Below are 23616 nucleotides of genomic sequence, written 5' to 3' on the forward strand. Positions count from 1 at the left end.
GAAATGAATAAAAGAGCATTACACATTTTAGAATATGACAAAATAATCGAGAAGCTTTCAGAGTTTGCCAGCTCAGAGCCAGGAAAGAAGATGTGCCTGGAGTTGGAGCCTTCATCTGATATTAAAGAGATTAGGAAGAATCAGCAAAAGACAAAGGACGCCATCGCGCGAATTTTCAAAAAGGGATCAACTTCCTTTGGCGACAATAAGGATTTTAGCGGAATCTTAAAGGCACTTAAGATCGGAAGCTCACTGGACATGGCTTCACTTCTTAAGGTTGCTGCTTTTCTTGACAATGTTAACAGGGTAAAGACCTATGGAAGACCTCAGAGAGATGACGAGGAGGGGGATTCATTATCAGAAGCATTCAGCATGCTTGAGCCCCTTACCTTTGTATCTGCCGAGATCAGAAGGTGCATCGTTTCCGAAGAGGAGATGAGCTCCGATGCCAGCCCTACACTTAAGCACATCAGACGCGGCATCATGCTGACCAATGACAGGATCCATGAGCAGCTTGGCAAGATGATCAACGGCTCAATGAGGACCTATCTTCAGGACTTCGTTGTTACCATGCGTGACGACAGATACTGTATTCCTGTTAAGTCTGAGTACAAGTCACAGGTAAATGGTATTGTCCATGACCAGTCATCTTCCGGATCAACCCTTTTCATTGAGCCTGCCGCAGTAGTAGAGCTTAATAACAAGTTAAAAGAGATGGCTCTTCAGGAGCAGGCAGAGATTGAGAAGATTCTCCTTGAGCTTAGCCTTAAGACTGCAGAGCATGTGGAAGCTATCAAGTATAACAGCGAGATCATGACAGATCTTGATTTCGTATTTGCCAAGGCTTCTTATGCCCTTTCAATAAATGCTATAACACCAGTATTTAACGATATCCACGCCTTTGATATCAAGAAGGGTAGACACCCTCTTATTCCAAAAGAAAAGGTGGTTCCAATTGATGTCTACGCAGGCAGAGAGTTCGATATGCTCATTATCACCGGACCTAATACCGGTGGTAAGACAGTAACTCTTAAGACGGTAGGTCTTTTAACATTGATGGGACAGGCGGGCCTTGCGATTCCTGCAGGAGATAGATCAGAACTGTCAGTGTTTGATGAGGTGTATGCGGACATTGGAGATGAGCAGAGTATTGAGCAGTCCTTGTCTACCTTCTCATCACATATGACTAACACCGTTAAGATCTTGGAAAATGCCAACGAGAATTCGCTGTGTCTTTTCGATGAGCTTGGCGCAGGAACTGATCCTACAGAGGGTGCGGCCCTTGCCATATCAATACTTAATGATCTTCACAGAAGGAAGATCAGAACCCTTGCTACAACCCACTACAGCGAGCTTAAGGTATATGCCCTTAATACAAAGGGTATCCAGAACGCCAGCTGTGAGTTTGATGTTGAGTCCTTGAGACCAACTTATAAGCTTCTTATCGGTATTCCTGGAAAGAGTAATGCCTTTGCAATCTCTTCCAAGCTGGGACTTTCTGATGAGATCATTGGGGCTGCCAAGGAGCAGATAAGCACTGACGATAAGAGATTTGAGGACCTGCTTGCTGACCTGGAGAAGAGCCGTAAGATCATTGAAAGCGAGAGGCTTGAGATCCAGCAGTACAAGAAAGAAGTTGAAGAGCTTAAGGCAAGGCTTGAGGAAAAGAGCGATAAGCTGGACAGACAAAGGGATGACATTATCCGTAAGGCCAACGAGGAAGCAAGAGATATTCTTCAGGAGGCCAAGGACTTTGCTGATGAGACTATCAGGACCTTTAGAAAGGCCGGGCCTGATGCTACAATGCAGGATCTTGAAAGAGCAAGGACCAGCGTTGGTCAGAAGGTTTCTGATAAGAATAAGGCCATGTCAGCAAAGAAGGAAAAGCCCAAGGAGACCCATCCAATCCTTAAGGAATCTCAGCTTAAGCTTGGTGAGTCAGTTAAGATCGTATCCATGGGACTTAAGGGAACAATTAGTTCCAAGCCTGATAAGGATGGTAACCTTTACATCCAGTGCGGAATCATGAGGACCAAGGCCAATATAAGAGATCTGGTGCTTATTAAGGATGAGGATCCAAAGGCTGCCATGAAGAAGTTCTATGGCAGGAATACAAGCTCTTCCGGGGGAAAGATGGATCTTTCAAGAGCTGCCAGCATAAGAACAGAGATCAATCTTATTGGTAAGAACAGTGATGACGCCATCGCTGCATTGGATAAATACCTTGATGATGCCTATGTATCTCATCTTAACAACGTGAGAGTTGTGCATGGAAAGGGTGCTGGTATCCTTAGAGAAGCTGTTCATAATTATTTGAGGGGTGTGCCTTACGTTAAGTCCTTCAAGCTCGGTGAGTTTGGCGAGGGCGACGCAGGCGTAACAATAGTTACATTCATGAAGTAATAACAGGGGGACTAAATGGCTACTAAACAGAAAATTCTAATTGTAGATGATGACAATAACATCGCAGAGCTCATCTCACTGTACCTTATCAAGGAGTGCTTTGAGACCAGAATCTGTAATGACGGAGAGTCTGCGATCAATACCTTTGATACCTTTAAGCCTAATCTGGTGCTTTTGGATCTTATGCTTCCAGGCATCGACGGATATCAGGTTTGCAGAGAGATAAGGACTAAGTCACAGGTGCCTATCATCATGCTTTCAGCAAAGGGCGAGGTCTTTGATAAGGTTCTTGGCCTTGAGATGGGCGCTGACGACTATATGGAGAAGCCTTTTGATTCAAAAGAGCTTGTGGCACGAGTAAAGGCAGTGCTTAGAAGATATAAGCCACAGACCATGGAGACCCAGGAGTCAGACGACAAGATCGTAAGATATCCTGACCTTGAGATCAACATGACCAACTATTCAGTTAATTACATGGGAGAAAGGGTGGATATGCCACCTAAGGAGCTGGAGCTTTTGTACTTCCTTGCTGCTTCTCCTAATCATGTATTTACAAGAGAACAGCTCCTGGATCAGATCTGGGGCTATGAGTATATCGGAGATACAAGAACAGTAGACGTGCATATCAAGAGACTTCGTGAGAAGTTAAGTGATCATGCCAACTGGCGTCTTGCCACAATTTGGGGAATTGGATACAAGTTTGAGGTACAACAGTAAATGAAGAGAACTCTTTATTTAAAATTTCTGTTGGCCTACGTATTGTTTGCTATCTTTGGCTTCATAGTGGTTGCAACCTTTGTTTACAGCATGACCTATGAGAGACTTCGAAGAGACAAGGCTGACACCATGTATCAGTTTGCCACCCAGATAGCCAATACCTATGCGGCTGACCTTTATAATGCAGAGACTTCCCTTGATACGGTTCATACACAGATTGTAGCTCTTTCCAGATATCTGGATGATACTACCATCTGGATCGTCAACCCTTCAGGTCGACTGGTTCTGGATTCTTCAAGATTGTTGGGACCTGGCGATGAGATAGTGGTTGAGGGCTTTGATCCCACTACAACGGGAAGCTCTTATTATACTACCGGTGACTTCTTTGGCTCTTTTGACCAGGAGATGCTGAGCGTATTCGCGCCCATCACTATCCAGTCCAACTATAAGGTTCAGGCCTACGTGGTAGTTCATACTCCTGTGGCTTCCATTCAGGCATCAGCCAATGATTTCCTTAACATCTCATATCTGATGCTGATAGTGTTGTTCCTGCTTTCACTGATAATCCTTATCTTCTTTACTGAGCTGGTGTACATTCCGCTTAGGAAGATCACTACGGCAACAGAGCAGTACGCAGCCGGCAATATGAAGTATGAATTCTCTGTGGAGTCAGAGGATGAAATGGGATATCTGGCAGCGTCACTTTCCTACATGGCAGGTGAGATCGCCCGTCAGGAGGATGACCAGAAGAAGTTCGTTGCCAATGTTTCCCACGATTTCAGATCTCCCCTTACATCAATCAGAGGATATCTTGTGGCAATGCAGGATGGAACTATTCCAGAGGAGATGCATGGCAAGTACCTGGGTATCGTTATCAACGAAACTGACAGACTTACCAAGCTCACCAATGAGCTTCTTACACTTAATAACCTGAATACCAAGGGAATGCTGCTGGATAGAGCAGACTTTGATATCAATCAGGTCATCAGGAACGTGGCGGAATCCTTTGGTGGAACCTGTATGGACAAGAATATCGGCATTGAGCTGGTGCTTACCGACGAGCAGATGCTGGTAAATGCTGACATGAGCAAGATTCAGCAGGTATTGTATAACCTGGTGGACAATGCCATTAAGTTCAGTCACAAGGGCTCCAGCGTTAAGATTGAGACCACCGAGAAGCACAGTAAGGTGTTTGTGTCTGTTAAGGATAGCGGAATCGGTATCCCTAAAGAGGATCAGAAGCTTGTCTTTGACAGATTCTATAAGTCAGATACCTCAAGAGGTAAGGATAAGAAGGGCACAGGCCTTGGCCTTTCCATCGTAAAAGAGATCATTAAGGCCCACGAAGAAAACATTAACGTCATCAGTACAGTTGGTGTGGGAACTGAGTTTATCTTTTCCCTGCCAAAGGCAGCAGTTATGGATGCTGATGACTAGATAGGATAGATATGCATATAGTTTTACATCAGCCTGAGATTCCTCAGAATACAGGCAATATCGGAAGAACCTGCGTGGCTACTAATACAAGCCTACACCTGATCGAGCCCCTGGGCTTTAGACTTTCGGAAAAAGATCTAAAGAGAGCCGGAATGGATTACTGGGATAAGCTTGATGTCACAAGGTACATTGATTACAACGATTTCAAAGAGAAGCACCCGGGAGCCAAGATCTGGATGGCTACTACCAAGGCTAAGCGCTCCTACACAGAAGTAGAGTTTGGCATGGATGACTTCATCATGTTTGGTAAGGAGAGTGCTGGAATTCCGGAGGAGATCCTTGTGGACAATGAGGAGAACTGCATTAGGATTCCGATGGGCGAGGATATCAGATCACTGAATCTGTCTAACTCTGTGGCTATAGTTCTTTATGAAGCTCTGAGGCAGAACAATTTCGCAGGGCTTGAAAAGGAAGGCGAGCTCCACAGACTTCACTGGAAGAGCGAGAACTGAAGAAAGAAAATAAATGAGTAATAAGAAATCAAAAGAAATAACAAAATATGATAAGGGTGATCTTCTAACTGTAGAGATCACTGATATAGGCAACGATGGAGAGGGCATAGGTAAGGTAGACGGCTATACCCTCTTTATTAAGGATGCGGTAATTGGCGATGTGGTTAAGGCTAAGATCATGAAGGCTAAAAAGAACTATGCCTATGCCCATCTTGAAGAGGTGATAACTGCATCTGATGTCCGCGTTAAGCCAAGGTGCGAGATTGCCCGTCAGTGTGGTGGCTGTCAGATCCAGAACATGGATTACGAAAGACAGCTTCAGTTCAAGCAGAACAAGGTTAGGAATAACATTGTAAGGCTTGGGGGATTTGAGGAAAGCTATGTGGACGGCGTTATGCAGTCCATTATTGGCATGGAGGATCCCTGGAGATACCGCAATAAAGCTCAGTTCCCAATTGGAAGGGATAAAAATGGCAAGATTGTGGCAGGATTCTATGCAGGCAGAACCCATAGCATTATCCCTGTTGATGACTGTCTTATCGGAACCAAAGAGAATAAAGAGATTCTGGATATCATCATAGACCACATGAATAAGAATGGTGTGGAGCCCTATGATGAGGCCTCAGGTAAGGGCCTTGTGAGACATGTGCTTATTAGAAAGGGCTTTACCAGCGGTGAGATCATGGTGTGCCTGGTGGTGAACTATAAGGGCAAGGGTGGTCAGAGCCCGGCCCAGTTTATTAAAGCCCAGGATTCGCTGGTTGAAAGGCTACGTAAGAATTCAGGAATGACCAGCATTTCTGTTAGTGTAAATACTGAGAAGACCAACGTTATTATGGGCCTTGAGATCCATACAATCTGGGGAAGAGATACTATTAAAGACACCTTATGTGGTTTGGAGTTTGAGATATCACCACTTTCTTTTTATCAGGTCAATCCTAAGCAGTGTGAGAAGCTCTATGGCAAGGCTATCGAATATGCCGGACTTACTGGTAAAGAGACTGTCTGGGATCTGTACTGTGGAATTGGAACCATAACATTGTCCATGGCAGCAGATGCCAGGAAGGTATATGGCGTTGAGATTATTCCAGAAGCCATCGAAGATGCCAAGGCTAATGCCAAGCGCAACAACATCGATAATGCAGAATTCTATTGTGGAAAGGCTGAGGAGGTTCTTCCAGATTTCTACAACAAGGGAATGGCTGATGACAACGCTTTGAATCCAGATGTGATCGTGGTGGATCCACCTCGTAAGGGCTGCGATGAGGCCTGCCTTGATACAATGCTTAAGATGAAGCCAGAGCGCATTGTATACGTCAGCTGCGACTCAGCAACTTTGGCTAGAGACCTCCGAATCCTTGTGGATGGAGGATATGAGCTTAAGGCGGTAACGCCATGCGATATGTTCGGACATACGGTACATGTTGAAACTGTAGTTCTATTAACAAAAGCGGCAAGATAACTATGACAGAACGAATTATAAACGAAGAAATAAAATTGATTCCTTACTACAGGAATGATGAGGTGTCTCTTGCCTGGTATCAGGATCTTGATGTGTGTAAGCAGGTTGACAACAAAGATGAGCCTTACGATATAGATCTTTTGCATGCTATGTATGATTTCCTTAGCTCACATGGAGATTGTTATTACATAGAGTACAGAGGAGAGCTTGTTGGTGATGTATCGTTAAGAGATAATGCTGAAGTGGCTATAGTAGTATGCAAGGAGTACCAGAATCGCCATATTGGTAGGCTTTGCGTAGAGGAAATGCTTAAGCTGGCAAAAGAAAAGGGTATGGAGACTGTTAAGGCAAATGTCTACTCTTTCAATTCGCAGAGTCAGCATATGTTTGAAAGCGTAGGCTTCGTAAAGACAGATGAAGAGTGGTATGAGTACAAGGTAAGGGGTTGAGAATTGCTCCGATACAACGCAAAGTTGATTTTTCTCCGAGAATTAGTTGTTAGGAATTCTCTTTGGTTTCTGCTACATTGAGATTATCAAAGATGCATCTATTGAAAAAACTAAAGAGAGGTAGAAGCATATGGCGTTGGGAAATAATATAAAAAAGTTTCGTCGTGATTTGGGTTATACACAGGAAGAACTTGCAAGTATCCTTTGTATTACCAGTCAGGCTGTCAGCAAATGGGAAAGCGGAGCTGGTCTTCCAGATGTTACTCAGATAGTTCCGCTGGCACAGGCTTTAAATGTATCAACGGATGCGTTGTTTGGATTTAATACTGAGAACTATGATGTTAGGCTTGCTCAGGAAGTAGAGCAAAAAGCAAATTCGCTTAGGGACAGTGGAGAACAGTCTCAGGGAGCCTACAGCGCAGTTCAATATTTGGATCAGCAGTGTGAAGAGAATATATTCAATTATGGTATTATGACAAGCTTTGTTCAGGCGGTTGGGCACATGAGTCGTTATGTAAATCCAAAAAATTCTTACTATTCAGGACTCATGGAGAATGATGGTAAGGAATGGAAACAGCTAGTCAGGAGAGCAGAAAACAGAGCGATGCAGGTTATTCGCTACTCTGGGGTCAAAGAGCTGGAGGACAAGTGTCACTTTTCGCTAGCATGGCTTTGCTGGCATTCTAACGATTGGGAAAAAGGCATGCAGCATGTTGAAGCCCTTCCTTCTATCAGTAGCAATATGCTAAAGGAAACACTCCTACCATACTTTATCTATCGAGATACGGAAGAGGGCAAGGAGAATTGGAAGGCACAGATCCGTGACAATTATCAGAATTTCATAAGAGCCATAAATAAGCAGATTCTCTACAATGCAGAGAGCATGATGTGGGTCAGCCCCTTAGAAGAGGTAGAGGAGAACTGCTTCTGGGGACTATCCATTATGGATAAGTTTATGGAAAATGAAAAGATGATTGCGCATTGTCAGGGATATTACCGCGATACATATAAGTTCTTAGTTGCAGCATACTTAAGGAATGATAAGCCAGAAAAGGCTGCTGAGGAATGGAAGAAGCTATTAGCGAAAATTGATAAATATGTAGAATTCTGTTCTGAAGTAAACAAAAAGGATTCCAAAGAAGTAGTTCGTAGCTATGGTGATATTGCAGCGCGTAACATGGGAACCTACACCAGAGATTGGATAGATGGCAAACTACAGTTTATGCTGGGACAGCTTAAAGGCTGGAGTAAAGAAGAAGTCTTTTCTGAATTTGAAAAATTAGTATGATATAGCGGTAAATGCAGTGTATGACTGGCATTGGCTATGGTATGATAAAGGCATGTGTTTTCAAGGGTTGAAAGCACATGTCTTTTATTTTGGGGAAGCAGTAGGAGGTATAAAGAAATGATAAAGAGTAAAACAAAATATGAAGCGACTGAGAATGAAATAAAAGAGCTGTTTAAGGCTCATAATGTGGGAAACGTAACTAGAATCGAAGCTCTTGGAAATGGTGAATTCAACGCTGCATACAAGGTTACCTGTGATAACGGCAATAGCTATGCGTTAAAAATCGCACCTCCCGATGGCGCAACAGTCCTGACATATGAAAAGAACATGATGGAGTCAGAAGTCTTCTGGTATACCAAGATGCACGAGAATACAGATATTCTTTGCCCAGAAGTATACGTCTTTGATTTTTCAAAGAGCATTATTAAGAGCAACTGCTTTATCATGGAGCTCATGGAGGGCGAGCCTCTTTGGGCAGTTAAATTCACAGATGAAGAGTATGAAAACGTCCAGAAGCAGAAAATTGGAATGCTTGCCAAGATACACAGAATAAAGAATGATGAGTTCGGCTATATCCAGTCAGGACTTCATGCTACATGGTATGAAGCATTAAAAGCAATGGCTTCAAACCTTGTTTCTGACTATAAGAAATTGGGATATGAAACACCTGATGGTGAGAAGTTTATTAAGCTCATCGACAAGCACGAAGATCTGTTAAGGGACGTCCCATGCCGAATGGTCAACTTTGACCTGTGGGACAGCAACGTCTTATACAGCGATGGTAAGATCTGCTGGATAGATCCAGAGCGTGGATTCTGGGGAGACCCTGTGGCTGACTTTATAACATTGGGCCCTGGCCAGAAATCACTACTTTCTGCAAAACAGAAAGAGCTAGAAATATATAATGAAGTGGCAGAAGAAAAGATTCTTCTCTCTGAAGAGACAGAAAGAAGATATGCATTTGCGGTGTGTCTTCTGGCACTGATTGAAGAGGTGGAAAAATACGTTAGATACGAGCCAGATGAGGAAAATTACATCAGGAATACCAAAGACGCCAGAGCAATGTATGACATGGCGTTCGAAATACTGTAAAAATGTCAATAAATGATAGGCGTTATCACGGTTTTTATATTATAATTAAATAGTATTTTCGGTTGTTCTGGGGGGAAGAGGCGAATAGTACAGTAGCGTATTGTGTTTTACTAGTTTTGAGGGGAATTTGGGGATGACAGTCACTATTGCTTCGCTAGTTTTTTTGATCTGTGCAGTCATAGTATATTACGTGGTTCCTAAGAGATTTAGGAAGTACTTTTTGTGCGCTGTAAGCTTGGCCTATGGGATTAAGCTCAGCGCACTTACTTTTATATCAGTTCTGATCACAGGCGTTCTGGCTTATCTTGGGGCGCTTATTATCCAAAAACTTCGAATTAAGGAAAAGACAATAGGCCTAAAGGTAGTGACATACTCACTTGTCGCCTTGTTTTCCTTAAGCCTTCTTCTTCTCAAATACATCCTTGCCTACAGCAGTTCTTTATTCCCAGAGGGATCTCTTTTGACAAAGGTCATCATGCCCTTCGGTTATTCATTCTACGTATTCCAGGTCATTAGCTACATCGTGGATGTAAAAAGAGGAACCACAGAACCCTCCAGGAATCCGATAGACGTCCTGTTATATCTTAGCTTTTTTCCCAAGTTCGTAAGTGGCCCAATTGAGAGATTTGGAAGGTTTGAAGCCCAGATAAAGGCCCTTCCGGATGTCAGGATTACAGATGTAACCAGATGGAAAAGAGCTATCTATTATCTCCTTTACGGGGCCTTCATGAAGCTGGTAATAGCAGACAGGCTTGGAATCTACGTGGACAGGGTGTTTGATGGCTACCACCAGTATGGATTTATCATCCTTCTGGCAACGGCGCTTGCATATACAATCCAGATCTATTGCGACTTTGCAGGGTATTCCTATATAGCCATAGGGGCGGGCCTGGCCTTTGGAATAGAAATAGTAAAGAATTTTGACATGCCTTATTCAGCCAATAATATTACTGAGTTCTGGAGGCGCTGGCATATGTCCCTCAGCAGTTGGCTCACTGACTACCTCTATATACCACTTGGTGGCAACAGGAAAGGCCTTTTGCGAAAGCTTATAAACACCATGATTGTGTTCGTAATCTGCGGAATATGGCACGGGGCTGGGATTAAGTTCATATTCTGGGGGTGTCTACATGGAACCTATTCTGCCATAGACAGCATCCTTAAGAGTAGGGGCGTGACCTTTATAAGGTCTGGAAGGCTAGGCAGGATCATTACTTTCATAGAAGTTTCTTTTGCTTGGGTGTTCTTTAAATCCACGTCTTTGATGAGCGGTCTTAAGTATTTTGTTTCGATGTTTAGAAATGGGCTTGGAATCGAGAATCTTTCTGTGGATTTGGCCAGAATTGAGTTAAAAAATATCGAAATTATTGTTATAATAGTATTGACGATTGCGATAACTTTGCTAGACAGGTTCTCGTATAACCGGGGGGTTAGCATTCCTGAGCTTGTGGCAAAGCAAAAGCAATCCGTCAGATGCGTTGTATTTTATCTGTTATTTGTAACTATTATGATATTGGGGATATATGGGCCAGACATGGGGTCAAGGCTCATTTACATGCAGTTCTAGGGGGTACAGATGAAGGGGAATCTGTTAAAGGGACTGAGGTTACTAATACTCTTAATTGCAATTGGCGTCACGTATTTCTTCAGTGACAGACTGTTGAGTCTAAAAACATTGCATGGTATCTGCCAGGCCAGAGACATGTACGCTCAGCCGGAGAATACCATAGATGTGGTGTTTATGGGCTCTAGTCATGTACACTATAATATCAATACCGCCCAGATGTGGGAGGAATACGGTATTGCGTCTTACGATTACAGTTCTGCGGAACAGCCCCTGTGGGTTACCTACTACTATCTCCAAGAAATCTGCAAATATCAGAATCCCCAGTTAATTGTCTTAGATCTTTATTGTCCTGCCAGGTTCAAGGACGACTATCAATATTACTATCTTACTGATAGCTTAAACGGCATGAAGTTTTCTCTTAACAAGGTTAAAATGCTGAATAGCTGCTGTGAGCCACAGAATCTTTTTGATTATTTCCCATCAATAGTGACATATCATTCAAGATATTCCGAGCTTGAAGACGAGGATTTTGAGTATCTTTTGGCTTCAACAGAGGACAGGTCAAGCTTTAAGGGCTATACTCCTTACTTTAAGGTTTCACCCCAGAAAGAGCCTGAATGGGACTGCGATGCGTCTGGTGGACTTACTGCCAAGTCAGAGGAATACCTTTTGAAAATAATTGATTATTGCAGGCAAGAAGGGATGGACCTTTACCTTACAGTTACTCCATACCTCACCAGTAACGAGGATGAGCTTGTTTACAATAGGATCCATGAGATCGCGGATGAACAGGGTCTTAACTTTGACAGTTCTAATTACAGCTACGAGGAGATGGGCCTTAACTTCAAGACGGATTTTAATGATGATTCACATCTTAATTATTTTGGAAGCTGCAAATACACAAGTTATCTTGCCAAAAATATAAAGAATAGCTATGATATTCCTGACAGACGGGGACTTGATAAATGGGAGTCCTGGGACAGGCATGCTGCTGAGGTGCGTACCTACGTCAACAGGCAGCTGGCATCATCAAAAGATAAGAAGACGGGTTAATATAAATGGCAAAAGAATCAATACTTTACATGATTATAGGAGCAGCAATCGTAATGATTGCTGTTTTTATATTCTACTGTATTAAGAAAATCAAGCAAAAACCACTGCCCATGGACGAGATGGAGGGTCATGACTTTGAGTATTACTGCGCAGACCTGCTTAAGGCCAATGGGTTCATGGAGGTTGAGGTCACCAAGGGAAGTGGAGACTTTGGAGTGGACATCCTGGCTGAGAAGGACGGAGTGACCTATGCTGTTCAGTGCAAGTGTTACGACAAGCCAATCGGCGTCAAGGCTGTTATGGAGGTCTACGCCGGAAGGGACTTCTACGGCAAGATGGTGGGAGTTGTAATGACTAACCAGTACTTCACCCAGCCCGCAGTGGACATGGCGCAGAAACTCAACATAATGCTCTGGGACAGGGGCTATGTTGATGGCATGGAAAAGAGCTAACAAGACAAGGAAGAGATATGAAAGTAACTATAAAGGATGATTTTGATCTTCAGAAAATAGCAGATAGCGGACAGTGCTTTAGATTCAACAAAGAGGGGGACGGGTATAGCGTCTTTTCTCTGGATAAGCATGTTTTTGTAAAACAGGTTGGTGAATGCGAGTACGAATTTGATTGCACACAGAAAGAATTTGATGATTTCTGGTATTCCTACTTCGACATTGATACAGATTACAGACAGATTCGCGGTCGCATTGATCCCAAGAAGGATCCGTATCTATTCAAGGCTTCTATTTATGGGGAAGGCATAAGGATCCTACGACAGGACCCTTTCGAGATGCTAATTTCTTTTATCATATCCCAGCGTAAGAACATTCCTGCCATCAAAGCATCTATTGAGAAGCTGTGCAGATTGGCTGGAAAAGAGATAGGGAAAGATAAGTTCTCTTTTCCCAGAGCGGAGGATATTGCAGCTCTTTCTTTAGAGGAGCTGTCTGGATGCAGCCTGGGCTACAGAGATAAGTATGTGCTTAGGGCAGCAGAAGCGGTAGCTCATAAGGATATAGATCTTTTTGAATGGGAGAAGTGCGACGATAAAGGGCTGATGGATAATCTGCTGGGATTATACGGAGTTGGAGTTAAGGTTGCCAACTGCGAGATTCTGTTTGGTTATCACAGGCTAGATGCCTTTCCGAGGGATGTGTGGATCAACAGGGTTCTTGAGAACAGATACCAGAAGGGCTTTGACTTTGAAAGGTATGCGCCATACAACGGGGTGATGCAGCAATATCTTTTCTTTTATTCAAGGAATGAAAACCTATAAATACACCTTGTTTCATGGGCTAAGGAATGGTAAAGTTAAGCTACTTGATTATTATGATTCAAATTTTTATATAAGAGGATGGAGAAGGAAAAATGGGTGATGTAAAAAGTTTGATAACAGAGGGGAAAACATTACTTGGTATAGAGTTCGGCTCTACCAGAATCAAGGCAGTTCTTACAGATTATGACTACAATCCACTGGCTTCTGGCTCACATGGCTGGGAGAACAGACTGGATAACGGCATTTGGACATATACTCTTGATGATATCTGGACAGGACTTCAGGATTGCTACAAGAATCTTGCTGCAGATGTAGAGAGTAAGTTTGGCGTTAAGCTTGAGAAGATCGGCGCAATGGGATTCTCAGCTATGATGCATGGTTACATGGCCTTCGATAAGGAGGGCAATCTTCTTGTTCCATTCAGAACATGGAGAAATACTATTACAGAAAAGGCTTCTGATGAACTTACAGAAGTATTCGGATATCACATTCCTCAGAGATGGAGCATTGCTCACCTCTATCAGGCAATTCTTAATGGCGAGGAACATGTTTCTAAGATTGATTTCTTTACAACTCTTGCAGGTTACATTCACTGGCAGCTTACCGGAGAGAAGGTTCTTGGTGTAGGCGATGCTTCAGGTATGTTCCCAATTGATTCCAAGACTTGTGATTATAATGAGAAGATGCTGGATCAGTTCGATGAGCTGATCGCTGGTAAGAATCTTGGATGGAAGATCAGAGATGTCCTTCCTAAGTCTCTTCCAGCTGGTGTTTCTGCTGGTACACTTACTGCAGAGGGCGCTAGAAAGCTTGATCCTACAGGCACACTTGCTGCTGGAATTCCAGTATGTCCTCCAGAGGGCGACGCTGGTACAGGTATGGTTGCTACTAACTCTGTTGGAGTTAGAACAGGTAACATCTCAGCTGGTACATCAGTATTCTCAATGGTTGTTCTTGAGCACAGCCTTTCAAAGGCATATCCAGAGCTTGACCTTGTAACAACTCCTAGCGGAGAAGAGGTTGCTATGGTTCACTGCAACAACTGTACTTCTGACCTTAACGCATGGGTTGGCCTCTTTAGAGAGTTTGCTGGTGCCATCGGCAAGGACGTAGACGATGATACTCTTTACGGAACTCTTTACAGAAAGGCTATGGAAGGCGACGCGGATTGCGGCGGACTTCTTGCATATAACTATTTCTCAGGCGAGAGCATTACAGGCTTTAACGAAGGAAGACCTCTTTTTGTAAGAAGACCTGATGACAAGTTCAATCTCTCTAACTTTATGAGAACGCATCTTTATACAGCTCTCGGAGCTCTTAAGGCTGGAAACGATATCCTTATGAAGGAAGAGAATGTAAAGGCTGACTTCTTCTTTGGACAGGGCGGATTCTTCAAGGTTCGCGGTGTTGGTGACAGAGTAATGGCAGCAGCACTTAATACTCCTATCAAGCTTATGGAGACTGCTGGAGAAGGCGGACCATGGGGCCAGGCTATTCTTGCAGGCTTTATGCTTCAGAAGTCTGAGGGTGAGACTTTAGAGAAGTTCCTTAACGAGAAGGTATTCGTATCTGGTAAGGTTGAGACCTTCGAGCCTATCAAGGAAGACGCAGAGGGCTTTGATAAATTTATGAAGGATTACAACGCAGGTCTTGCTGTAGAAAGAGCTGCTGTAGATTCACTTAAGTAATTTCAATGCGCAGTTTTTAGCCGTATCAATTTGGTAAAAGCTGCGCATTAATTGAGAGGAATTATAGTTTCTTTGAAAATAAAATATTACTTGGAAAGTGAGGGAATATGTTAGAAGAACTTAAGAAAAAAGTCTATGAAGCAAATATTCTTTTACCTAAGTATGGGCTTGTAACATTTACATGGGGTAATGTAAGTGCCATCGACAGAGAGAGTGGTCTCTTTGTTATTAAGCCAAGTGGTGTGGAATATGATACTATGACACCAGATGATATGGTGGTTATGGATCTTGATGGTAATAAGGTTGAGGGTAAGCTTAATCCTTCATCTGATACACCAACACATGTTGAGATCTACAAAGCTTTTAAGGAAGTTGGAGGAGTTGTTCATACACACTCTTCATATGCAACAAGCTGGGCTCAGGCAGGAAGAGATATTCCATGCTATGGCACAACTCATGCAGATTACTTCTATGGCGACATTCCATGTGTAAGATGTCTTACCAAGGATGAGATTGAAAGCGCTTATGAGGAGAACACAGGACATCTTATTGTCAACGAGTTTAATCGTATGGGCAAGGATCCTATGGCTGTTCCAGCAGTTCTTTGCAAGAACCACGGCGTATTCGCTTGGGGCAAGGATGCTCATGAGGCAGTTCATAATGCAGTAGTTACTGAGGAAGTTGCTAAGATGGCTTACAGATGTGAGGTGATCAATCCTCAGGTTCAGCCAGCACCAGCAGAACTTCAGGATAAGCACTACTATCGTAAGCACGGCGCGAATGCTTACTATGGTCAAAAGTAATCACTTAGCGAGACGAAGTCGAGCTTAGTGTACTACTTTGTTCTGGCGAGCGAAGTGAGAGCAGAACTTCATTATTTTTTAATAGTTATAGTTATAGATTGGAGGAATTATGACAAACAAAGAATTGCAGAAAATCGCAAACGAAGTCCGCAAGGGAATTGTCACAGCTGTTCATGCAGCTAAGGCAGGACATCCAGGCGGATCACTTTCAGCAGCAGATATTTTCACATATCTGTATTTCGAGGAGATGAACGTAGATCCTAAGAACCCAGCAGATCCAGACAGAGATCGTTTCGTTCTTTCTAAGGGACATACAGCTCCTGGTCTTTATTCAGTAATGGCTCAGAAGGGTTATTTCCCAGTAGAGGAGCTTAAGACTCTTCGTAAGCTTGGTTCAAGACTTCAGGGACATCCAAGTATGCAGTACCTTCCAGGCCTTGATATGAGTAGTGGATCACTTGGCCAGGGAATCTCTGTAGCTTGTGGTATGGCTCTTTCTGCTAAGCTTGATAACAAGGACTACAGAACATATACACTCCTTGGCGATGGTGAGATCGAAGAGGGACAGGTTTGGGAAGCAGCTATGTTTGCCGGATTCCGCAAGCTTGATAACCTTGTAGTTATCGTAGATAACAATGGTCTTCAGATTGATGGACCAGTTGATCAGGTATGTTCACCATATCCTATTGATAAGAAGTTTGAGGCATTTAACTTCCATGTAATCAATGTTGATGCACATGATTTTGATGCTTTGAGAGCAGCCTTCAAGGAGGCTAGAGAGACTAAGGGTCAGCCTACAGCAATCATTGCACACAGCTTAAAGGGTAAGGGCGTATCCTTTATGGAAGGCCAGGTTTCATGGCACGGTGTAGCACCTAATGATGAAGAGTACGCTATTGCTATGGCAGATCTCGAAAAAATCGGACAGGCATTAGAAGCGTAAGTAGGAGGTTAAAATGAGCGAAGTAAAGAAAATAGCTACAAGAGATAGCTACGGTAAAGAACTTATAGAACTTGCAAAAGTTAATGATAAGGTTGTAGTTCTTGATGCAGACCTTGCTGCTGCTACAAGAACAGGTTGGTTCAAAAAGGAATTCCCAGATCGTCACATTGACTGCGGTATCGCTGAGTGTAACATGATGGGTATCGCTGCTGGACTTGCTACAACAGGTAAGATCCCATTTGTTAGTACATTTGCTATGTTTGCAACAGGACGTGCTTTCGAGCAGGTTCGTAACTCAATTGGTTATCCACACCTTAACGTTAAGATCGGTGGAACTCACGCTGGTATCACTGTAGGTGAGGACGGAGCCAGTCATCAGTGTAACGAAGATCTTGCACTTATGCGCACAATCCCAGGCATGGTTGTTATGTGCCCAGCTGATGATATCGAGGCAAGAGCTTGTGTAAGAGCTGCAGCAGAGCATGTTGGCCCTGTTTATATCCGTTTTGGCCGTGCAGCTTGCCCTGTAGTTAACGACAGACCAGATTATAAGTTTGAACTTGGAAAAGGTACTGTACTTAGAGAGGGTACTGATGTTAGTATTATTGCAACAGGTATTGGTGTTGGTGCTGCACTTGAGGCGGCTGAGAAGCTTGCTGCAGATGGCATCAGTGCTGAGGTTGTAAATATTTGCACAATCAAGCCTATCGACAGAGAGCTTATTGTTGCAACTGCTAAGAAGACTGGTAAGGTTGTTACTGTTGAAGAGCATTCAGTAATCGGTGGTCTTGGAAGTGCAGTTTGTGACGTTCTTTCTGAGGAGTGCCCTACAGTAGTTAAGAAGATCGGTATGCAGGACAGATTCGGTGAGTCTGGATCAGCAGCAGATCTTGTTAAGAAGTATGGCCTTGATGGCGATGGTGTATATGCATCAGTAAAGGAATTTTTAAAGTAATGAATATTTTAAGTCCTTCAATTCTATCAGCAGATTTTACTATTCTTGGTCAACAAATAGAGGAAGCAGATAGGGCAGGAGCCCAGTATATTCATATCGACGTTATGGATGGCATTTTTGTGCCATCCATTTCCTATGGTATGCCAGTTATTAAAAGTATCAGAAAGGCTACTGACAAGGTATTTGATGTACACCTTATGATCAAGGATCCCATCAGATATATTGAAGAGTTTGCTGAGATTGGCTCAGATATAATAACTTTTCATCTTGAGGCAACAGATGACCCGCAGGCAGTAATAGACAAGATTCACAGCCTTTCCAAGAAGGCAGGACTGGCTATTAAGCCTGGTACAAGTGTAGAGACATTGGTGCCATATCTTGAGACAGTAGATATGATCCTTGTAATGACAGTAGAGCCTGGCTTTGGAGGACAGTCACTTATTCCAGAGAGCTATGACAGGATCAGAAGAGTTCGTCAGATGCTTACAGAAAAGGGCCTTGATACAGATATCCAGGTTGATGGTGGAATATATTCAGGAAATCTTAAGGATATTTTGGATGCGGGTGCCAATGTAATTGTTTCTGGTTCCGGCATATTTAAAGGAAATATAACGGATAATACCAAGGAATTCCTTAGAATCATGGGAAACTGACATTAATGATTTATTCATTGACAATTGTTTACATATAATTTATACTTTCCGAGGTATTAAGTGAAGAACTCATGTGGATACCACATGAGTTTTTTGCTGAGTAAAATTAAATAGGGCCTATATAGGCAGGAGGAATTATGAAGAGATTTTTTGCAATGATGGTCGCAGGCATCTCATGTGTAGTAATGCTTGCAGGCTGCGGTAGCAGTGCATCAACAGAAACTGGTACAGAGTCAAACAACGAGGCTTCTGTAGCATCAACAGAAACTGCAGATACTACTGATATTGCAGAACCAGTTAAGGTCGACAAGCTTACTATTGGATTCGTTCCATCACGTGAGCCTGATGAGATCGTAACAGCAACTGAGCCACTTAAGGAGATGCTCACAACTGAGCTCGCTGGACTTGGCTATGAGGTTGGTGAAGTTGAGATCACAGTTGGTACAAGCTTTGAGGCAGTAGGAGAGGGTCTTTCAGCTGGTACTATCGACATTGGACTTATTCCTGGATCAACTTATGTTCTTTACGATGAGGATTGCGATGTAATCCTTACAGCAACAAGAAATGGTCTTTCAATCGACAGCGATTCTGCTAAGGACTGGAACGACAACAAGCCAACAGAGGCTGTTGAAGATCAGGTTACTTACTATCGCGCTCTTATTATCGCTGGTCCTTCAGAGGCTGGTCAGGCTGTTGCAGCTAAGGTTAACAACGGCGAAGAGCTTACATGGGAAGATCTTGATGGACTTAACTGGAGCGTTATGAGCTCTTCATCACCTGCTGGATATGTTTATCCTTCTCTCTGGCTTCAGGAGAACTTCGATAAGCACATCACAGACCTTTCACATACATCTCTTTCAGACAACTATGGTACAGCATTCGCAAGACTTGCTTCAGGCCAGGTTGACGTACTTGTAACATACGCTGATGCAAGACGTGATCAGGAAGAGAAGTGGACAGCTGAATATGGCAGAGAAGCTAGCATTTGGGATGAGACAAACGTTATTGGTGTTACAGAGGGTATCTACAACGATACAATCAGCGTAACAAAGTCAATGGACGAGGGTCTCAAGGCTGCTGTAACACAGGCATTTATCAACATTGGTAACACAGATGCTGGTAAGGAAGTAATCTCAATCTACAGCCACAACGGTTATGTTGTTGCTAAGCCTGAAGATTACGATGCAGAGAGAGCAGCTCAGGAGCTTATCCTTTCAATGCAGTAATAGTAATCGCTTGGCGAATTACTTAGTTCTAAGTCGCTAGATGCGTGGCTTGGACATTCATCTTAAATAACGAGGGGAGATATGTAACAATATCTTCCCTTATTTTTGAATTAGAATCAGGAGAAATCAGATGATCAAGTTTGAAGATGTAGGAAAAAGATATCCCAACGGATTTGAGGGACTTAAGCACATTAATCTCTCAATCGAGCAGGGTGAATTCGTAGCCATTATTGGCCTTTCTGGAGCTGGTAAATCCACACTTATTCGTACCATTAACAGGATGCACGATGTAACAAGTGGTAAGCTCACCGTGGATGATGTTGATGTGATGAGTCTGTATGGTAAGCAGCTCAGAAGGTTCAGAAGAAAGATTGGCATGATTTTCCAGTCCTTCAACCTGATCACAAGAACAACAGTTATCAAGAACGTTATGACTGCCTTTGTTCCAGATATGCCATGGTACAGATCTACTTTTGGTATTTACAACAAGGAAGAGAAGATCAAGGCTTTAGAGTGCCTCGATAAGGTTGGCATTCTTGATAAGGCTTTTGTTAGAGCAGATCAGCTTTCTGGTGGACAGCAGCAGAGAGTAGCTCTTGCCAGAACTCTTGCTCAGGATCCACAGATCATTCTTGCTGATGAGCCAGTTGCAGCTCTTGACCCTGTGACAGCTAAGCAGGTTATGGATGATTTCAAGAGAATCAATGAGGACATGAAGATCACTGTCCTTATCAATATTCACCATGTTGATCTGGCTCTTAAGTACGCTAGCAGAGTAATTGGTATCAGAGAGGGTGAGATCGTTTATGACGGTCCAGCTTCTGATGTTAATGAAGAAGTTCTTACTAAGATTTATAAGGGCAAAGTTGATAACGAAGGTAACGTTCAGGAAGAAGAGGGGTGAGAGTCTTGAAATTATACGATAAGATTTTTAGACCAACTGTATATACGCTTCCTAACGGAAAGAGTGTTGAGAAGAAGGCTTCAAGAGCACCTTTCTATGCCTTAATCGTCCTTATTATGTGTGCTGTTTCTGTAAAGATAACAGGATTTGATATGAAGATTCTGGTTACAAGAATCGGACAGTTCTTTGTAATATTTCAAAGAATGATCCCACCTAAAAAAGAGATTATGAGCGCAGTATGGGAGCCTCTATTTGATACAGTTAAGATGTCACTTATTGGTTCACTTGTTGGTTCTTTATTGTCAGTTCCTTTTGCAATGCTTGCAAGTACCAACGTTTGCAAGAACAGAGTTGTTGTATCTATAGTAAGACTTATGTTCAGTATCGTTAGAACACTTCCTACTATCGTTACAGCCCTTATTGCAACACTTTTCTTCGGACTTGGAACACTGGCAGGAACTATTGCTATTGCAGTATTCTCTTTTGCATATATCGGTAAACTTACCTATGAAGAGATTGAGACTGTTGATATGGGATCCTTCGAAGCTATGGAGGCTATGGGATCTACCAAGACAAGAGCCTTTATTACAGCAATTATCCCACAGGTTCTTCCATTCTTCCTTTCAAACTGTCTTTTCAACTTTGAAGGAAATGTAAGATATGCTGCAATCCTTGGTTACGTAGGAGCCGGTGGTATCGGTATTCTTCTTAATGAGAGAATGTCACTTAAGGATTATTCCAGCGTGGGAATGATGCTGATATCTCTTTTGATAACAGTATTCATTATCGAGAGCATCAGTAGATATTTCAGAAAGAAACTGGTTTAAGGAGGGCGCTAAAGTGAATAAGAGAATTGAAGAAGCTTATGCAAAACGCCCTAAGAACTGGGTATATAACACTGTTTTAGCAGTGATAACTATTGGACTTATTATCTGGAGTGCTGGTGTAGTTGAGACAAGTGGCTCAACAGCAGGCGGCGGACAGATCGCCCGTAATGTCCTTAAGGGACTCTTTACTCCTGATCTTAAATTCCTTTTCGATTTTTCAACATCAGGTGTTCCTTACCTTATGCTTGAGACCCTTTGTATTGCGTTCCTTGGAACAATTGTCGGAGCTATCATTTCTGTTCCGCTGGCTTTCATTTCAGCGTCAACACTTGCTCCTAAGCCAATTGCTTTCATTGGTCGTATGCTTATTATGGCCATCAGAACAGTGCCTAACTTTATCTATGCCCTTGCATTCATCAGAGTTTCAGGCCCTGGCCCATTTGCAGGTCTTTTGACAATGGGTGTATGCTCTGTTGGTATGGTAAGTAAGATGTATATCGAGGCCATCGAGGATCTTGATGTTCATGTTGTGGAGTCTTTGGATGCAGCAGGATGTAACTCCTGGCAGAAGATCAGATATGGTATTCTTCCACAACTTATGCCTAACTTTGCATCAACAGCTATTTATAGGTTTGATATTAACTTAAGAGATGCTACAATTCTTGGTATGGTAGGTGCCGGTGGTTTCGGTGCTCCACTTATCTTTGCCATGAATGGTTACAGATGGAATGAAGCAGGAGCTATTCTTGCCGGACTTATTGTTCTGATTCTTATTATTGAGTTCATTTCAACCAAGATTCGAGTAAAGCTTACAAGAGGATAATAATATATGCGTATCATTTTTACATCAGATACCCACGGTCATTTATATCCTGTTAACTACGCAAAAAACTGCCCTGAGACTTCGGGGCTTTTTTGTGTTTCTGCACAGATTAGCAAGGATGAAAATACTTTGGTTATAGACGGAGGCGATTCTCTTCAGGGAACACCTCTTTTGACATACTACTTAGAGCACAGGGATGAATATGACTTCAATCCTATGGCAGAGGGCTTTAACGCCATGGGTCTTGATTACTACACTCTGGGCAATCATGATTTTAACTTTGGCTATGATGCAATTCTTGACTATGTGAGCGCAATGAAGGCTACTCTCATCTGCGCCAATGTTGTGGATCTTAGAGGTGCCCTTGGAATCAAGAAGAATGTCATTCACACACTTGGAGACGGCACAAAGGTCGGAATCACAGGTGCAGTCACAGGATACGTTAATGTATGGGAGCAAAAAGAGAACCTGTCTGAGCTTCAGGTATTGGATCCAGTTGAATGCCTTAAGGAGCAGTATCTTGAGCTTAAGGATAAGTGCGACATTACAGTTTGCATCTATCATGGCGGTTTTGAGGAAGATCTTTCTACAGGTAAGGTCCTTTCAGAATCTACAGAGAATCAGGCCTGCAAGATTGCCAGAGAGACTGGATTCGATATTCTTCTTACCGGTCATCAGCACATGGCAGTTGAGAATACAGTTATCGACGGAACAGTTGGAGTTCAGCCACCAGATAAGGCCATGAGCTACTGCGAAATCATTGCAGATAAGAAGAGTGAAGGCTTTGACATTACTTCAAGACTTGTGGCACTGGATAAACCAGGTGAAGCCTGCGATAGAATAATTGCTGAGCACTCCTTCATGGAAGATCTTAACGCTAAACTTCAGACCTGGCTTGATGAGCCTATCGGCAGCCTGGCAAAAGAGATCCTTCCTGAGCCAAAGCTTGATGCAGCCATTCATGGAAGTAAGGTTGCAGCTATCTTCAATCAGGTTCAGCTGGATTATACAGGGGCAGATTTTTCCTGCACCAGCCTTTCTAATGAGCCACTGGGCCTTAAAAAGGATATTACTGTAAGAGATGTCCTTGGAATATATCAGTTCTCTAACACTGTTGAGGTTAAGGTGGTTACAAAGGCTGTCCTTAAACAGGCTCTTGAAAGATGTGCTGAGTATTTTGAGAAGGATACACAGACTGGAGAGATCAGTATTTCAAAGGTTTTCCTTCAGCCTAAGGTTGAGCATTACAACTACGACTACTATGCAGGACTTAAGTACAGATTCGACCTTTCTAAAAAGGTGGGTGAGAGAGTAGTTCTTTTACAAAAGCTTGATGGAACGGAGCTGTCTGATGATACAGAGTATACTCTTGTTACCAGCAACTACAGAGCTACAGGAACTGGCGGATACGAGTGCATAGGTCAGTGTAAGTGCCATAAATCCTTTTCCGATGAGATGCCAGATCTTTTGATCAATTTTATCAGAAAGAATTCTCCACTCGGAGAAATCAGAAATGCTGATTTTGCGTGCCTTTGAAAGTC

22 protein-coding genes are annotated in these 23616 nt (G+C 42.8%); all 22 read left to right on the forward strand.

Features of this window, described 5'->3' with window-relative positions:
- Positions 1-3: 3 nt before the first annotated feature.
- The gene (locus T541_RS0104190) at positions 4-2403 is read left to right on the forward strand and encodes an endonuclease MutS2 (protein ID WP_026651494.1); all 2400 of its coding nucleotides are present in this window, start codon (positions 4-6) and stop codon (positions 2401-2403) included.
- Between the two features lie 15 nt (positions 2404-2418).
- The gene (locus T541_RS0104195) at positions 2419-3120 is read left to right on the forward strand and encodes a response regulator transcription factor (RefSeq protein ID WP_026651495.1); all 702 of its coding nucleotides are present in this window, start codon (positions 2419-2421) and stop codon (positions 3118-3120) included.
- Positions 3121-4557: a sensor histidine kinase gene (locus tag T541_RS0104200; protein ID WP_026651496.1), complete on the forward strand. Its 1437-nt coding sequence runs from the start codon at positions 3121-3123 to the stop codon at positions 4555-4557.
- Between the two features lie 11 nt (positions 4558-4568).
- Positions 4569-5069: a tRNA (cytidine(34)-2'-O)-methyltransferase gene (locus tag T541_RS0104205; protein WP_026651497.1), complete on the forward strand. Its 501-nt coding sequence runs from the start codon at positions 4569-4571 to the stop codon at positions 5067-5069.
- Positions 5070-5082: 13 nt separating this feature from the next.
- Complete coding sequence (rlmD, locus tag T541_RS0104210; RefSeq protein WP_051538086.1) at positions 5083-6531, forward strand: 23S rRNA (uracil(1939)-C(5))-methyltransferase RlmD; 1449 nt, start codon at positions 5083-5085, stop codon at positions 6529-6531.
- Positions 6532-6533: 2 nt separating this feature from the next.
- Positions 6534-6980 carry a GNAT family N-acetyltransferase gene (locus T541_RS0104215; protein ID WP_026651499.1) on the forward strand — a complete coding sequence of 149 codons (447 nt, stop codon included), beginning with the start codon at positions 6534-6536 and terminating at the stop codon, positions 6978-6980.
- A 130-nt stretch (positions 6981-7110) separates the two neighbouring features.
- Positions 7111-8268, forward strand: a complete 1158-nt coding sequence (locus T541_RS0104220) for a helix-turn-helix domain-containing protein (RefSeq protein WP_026651501.1) — start codon at positions 7111-7113, stop codon at positions 8266-8268.
- A gap of 117 nt (positions 8269-8385) precedes the next feature.
- Positions 8386-9360 carry an aminoglycoside phosphotransferase family protein gene (locus tag T541_RS0104225; protein WP_026651502.1) on the forward strand — a complete coding sequence of 325 codons (975 nt, stop codon included), beginning with the start codon at positions 8386-8388 and terminating at the stop codon, positions 9358-9360.
- A gap of 133 nt (positions 9361-9493) precedes the next feature.
- Positions 9494-10927, forward strand: coding sequence for an MBOAT family O-acyltransferase (locus T541_RS18800; protein ID WP_034465976.1), 1434 nt, complete (start codon positions 9494-9496; stop codon positions 10925-10927).
- 9 nt (positions 10928-10936) lie between these two features.
- Positions 10937-11980, forward strand: a complete 1044-nt coding sequence (locus T541_RS0104235; RefSeq protein WP_155839460.1) for a hypothetical protein — start codon at positions 10937-10939, stop codon at positions 11978-11980.
- A gap of 5 nt (positions 11981-11985) precedes the next feature.
- On the forward strand, positions 11986-12432 hold the full coding sequence (locus tag T541_RS0104240; RefSeq protein WP_026651504.1) for a restriction endonuclease: 447 nt from the start codon (positions 11986-11988) through the stop codon (positions 12430-12432).
- Between the two features lie 17 nt (positions 12433-12449).
- Positions 12450-13253 carry a DNA-3-methyladenine glycosylase family protein gene (locus tag T541_RS0104245; RefSeq protein ID WP_026651505.1) on the forward strand — a complete coding sequence of 268 codons (804 nt, stop codon included), beginning with the start codon at positions 12450-12452 and terminating at the stop codon, positions 13251-13253.
- 92 nt (positions 13254-13345) lie between these two features.
- Positions 13346-14941, forward strand: a complete 1596-nt coding sequence (locus tag T541_RS0104250) for a xylulokinase (protein ID WP_026651506.1) — start codon at positions 13346-13348, stop codon at positions 14939-14941.
- A gap of 107 nt (positions 14942-15048) precedes the next feature.
- Entirely contained in the window at positions 15049-15744 is a 696-nt protein-coding gene (locus T541_RS0104255) for an L-ribulose-5-phosphate 4-epimerase (RefSeq protein ID WP_026651507.1), read from the forward strand.
- A gap of 109 nt (positions 15745-15853) precedes the next feature.
- Positions 15854-16687 carry a transketolase gene (locus tag T541_RS0104260; protein ID WP_026651508.1) on the forward strand — a complete coding sequence of 278 codons (834 nt, stop codon included), beginning with the start codon at positions 15854-15856 and terminating at the stop codon, positions 16685-16687.
- A gap of 13 nt (positions 16688-16700) precedes the next feature.
- Entirely contained in the window at positions 16701-17642 is a 942-nt protein-coding gene (locus tag T541_RS0104265; protein ID WP_026651509.1) for a transketolase family protein, read from the forward strand.
- Positions 17642-18295: a ribulose-phosphate 3-epimerase gene (rpe, locus tag T541_RS0104270; protein WP_026651511.1), complete on the forward strand. Its 654-nt coding sequence runs from the start codon at positions 17642-17644 to the stop codon at positions 18293-18295. The genes T541_RS0104265 and rpe overlap by 1 nt, the downstream gene beginning before the upstream one ends.
- 137 nt (positions 18296-18432) lie before the next feature.
- Complete coding sequence (locus tag T541_RS0104275) at positions 18433-19521, forward strand: phosphate/phosphite/phosphonate ABC transporter substrate-binding protein (RefSeq protein ID WP_026651512.1); 1089 nt, start codon at positions 18433-18435, stop codon at positions 19519-19521.
- Between the two features lie 130 nt (positions 19522-19651).
- Positions 19652-20425, forward strand: coding sequence for a phosphonate ABC transporter ATP-binding protein (gene phnC / locus T541_RS0104280; RefSeq protein WP_034465980.1), 774 nt, complete (start codon positions 19652-19654; stop codon positions 20423-20425).
- Between the two features lie 5 nt (positions 20426-20430).
- The gene (gene phnE, locus T541_RS0104285) at positions 20431-21252 is read left to right on the forward strand and encodes a phosphonate ABC transporter, permease protein PhnE (RefSeq protein ID WP_026651514.1); all 822 of its coding nucleotides are present in this window, start codon (positions 20431-20433) and stop codon (positions 21250-21252) included.
- 13 nt (positions 21253-21265) lie between these two features.
- A complete protein-coding gene (gene phnE, locus T541_RS0104290; RefSeq protein WP_026651515.1) occupies positions 21266-22075 on the forward strand; it encodes a phosphonate ABC transporter, permease protein PhnE in 810 nt (269 codons plus the stop codon).
- A gap of 6 nt (positions 22076-22081) precedes the next feature.
- Positions 22082-23611: a bifunctional metallophosphatase/5'-nucleotidase gene (locus tag T541_RS0104295; RefSeq protein ID WP_026651516.1), complete on the forward strand. Its 1530-nt coding sequence runs from the start codon at positions 22082-22084 to the stop codon at positions 23609-23611.
- Positions 23612-23616 lie beyond the last annotated feature (5 nt).

It is taken from the genome of Butyrivibrio proteoclasticus P6B7 (genome assembly GCF_000622085.1).
In the GTDB taxonomy this organism is placed as follows: Bacteria; Bacillota; Clostridia; order Lachnospirales; family Lachnospiraceae; genus Butyrivibrio; species Butyrivibrio proteoclasticus_A.

Excerpts from the sequence above, each read along its gene's own strand:
- T541_RS0104190 (WP_026651494.1), top strand. The coding sequence starts at position 4 with ATGAATAAAAGAGCATTACACATTTTAGAATATGACAAAATAATCGAG.
- T541_RS0104195 (WP_026651495.1), top strand. The coding sequence starts at position 2,419 with ATGGCTACTAAACAGAAAATTCTAATTGTAGATGATGACAATAACATC.
- T541_RS0104200 (WP_026651496.1), top strand. The coding sequence starts at position 3,121 with ATGAAGAGAACTCTTTATTTAAAATTTCTGTTGGCCTACGTATTGTTT.
- T541_RS0104205 (WP_026651497.1), top strand. The coding sequence starts at position 4,569 with ATGCATATAGTTTTACATCAGCCTGAGATTCCTCAGAATACAGGCAAT.
- rlmD (WP_051538086.1), top strand. The coding sequence starts at position 5,083 with ATGAGTAATAAGAAATCAAAAGAAATAACAAAATATGATAAGGGTGAT.
- T541_RS0104215 (WP_026651499.1), top strand. The coding sequence starts at position 6,534 with ATGACAGAACGAATTATAAACGAAGAAATAAAATTGATTCCTTACTAC.
- T541_RS0104220 (WP_026651501.1), top strand. The coding sequence starts at position 7,111 with ATGGCGTTGGGAAATAATATAAAAAAGTTTCGTCGTGATTTGGGTTAT.
- T541_RS0104225 (WP_026651502.1), top strand. The coding sequence starts at position 8,386 with ATGATAAAGAGTAAAACAAAATATGAAGCGACTGAGAATGAAATAAAA.
- T541_RS18800 (WP_034465976.1), top strand. The coding sequence starts at position 9,494 with ATGACAGTCACTATTGCTTCGCTAGTTTTTTTGATCTGTGCAGTCATA.
- T541_RS0104235 (WP_155839460.1), top strand. The coding sequence starts at position 10,937 with ATGAAGGGGAATCTGTTAAAGGGACTGAGGTTACTAATACTCTTAATT.
- T541_RS0104240 (WP_026651504.1), top strand. The coding sequence starts at position 11,986 with ATGGCAAAAGAATCAATACTTTACATGATTATAGGAGCAGCAATCGTA.
- T541_RS0104245 (WP_026651505.1), top strand. The coding sequence starts at position 12,450 with ATGAAAGTAACTATAAAGGATGATTTTGATCTTCAGAAAATAGCAGAT.
- T541_RS0104250 (WP_026651506.1), top strand. The coding sequence starts at position 13,346 with ATGGGTGATGTAAAAAGTTTGATAACAGAGGGGAAAACATTACTTGGT.
- T541_RS0104255 (WP_026651507.1), top strand. The coding sequence starts at position 15,049 with ATGTTAGAAGAACTTAAGAAAAAAGTCTATGAAGCAAATATTCTTTTA.
- T541_RS0104260 (WP_026651508.1), top strand. The coding sequence starts at position 15,854 with ATGACAAACAAAGAATTGCAGAAAATCGCAAACGAAGTCCGCAAGGGA.
- T541_RS0104265 (WP_026651509.1), top strand. The coding sequence starts at position 16,701 with ATGAGCGAAGTAAAGAAAATAGCTACAAGAGATAGCTACGGTAAAGAA.
- rpe (WP_026651511.1), top strand. The coding sequence starts at position 17,642 with ATGAATATTTTAAGTCCTTCAATTCTATCAGCAGATTTTACTATTCTT.
- T541_RS0104275 (WP_026651512.1), top strand. The coding sequence starts at position 18,433 with ATGAAGAGATTTTTTGCAATGATGGTCGCAGGCATCTCATGTGTAGTA.
- phnC (WP_034465980.1), top strand. The coding sequence starts at position 19,652 with ATGATCAAGTTTGAAGATGTAGGAAAAAGATATCCCAACGGATTTGAG.
- T541_RS0104295 (WP_026651516.1), top strand. The coding sequence starts at position 22,082 with ATGCGTATCATTTTTACATCAGATACCCACGGTCATTTATATCCTGTT.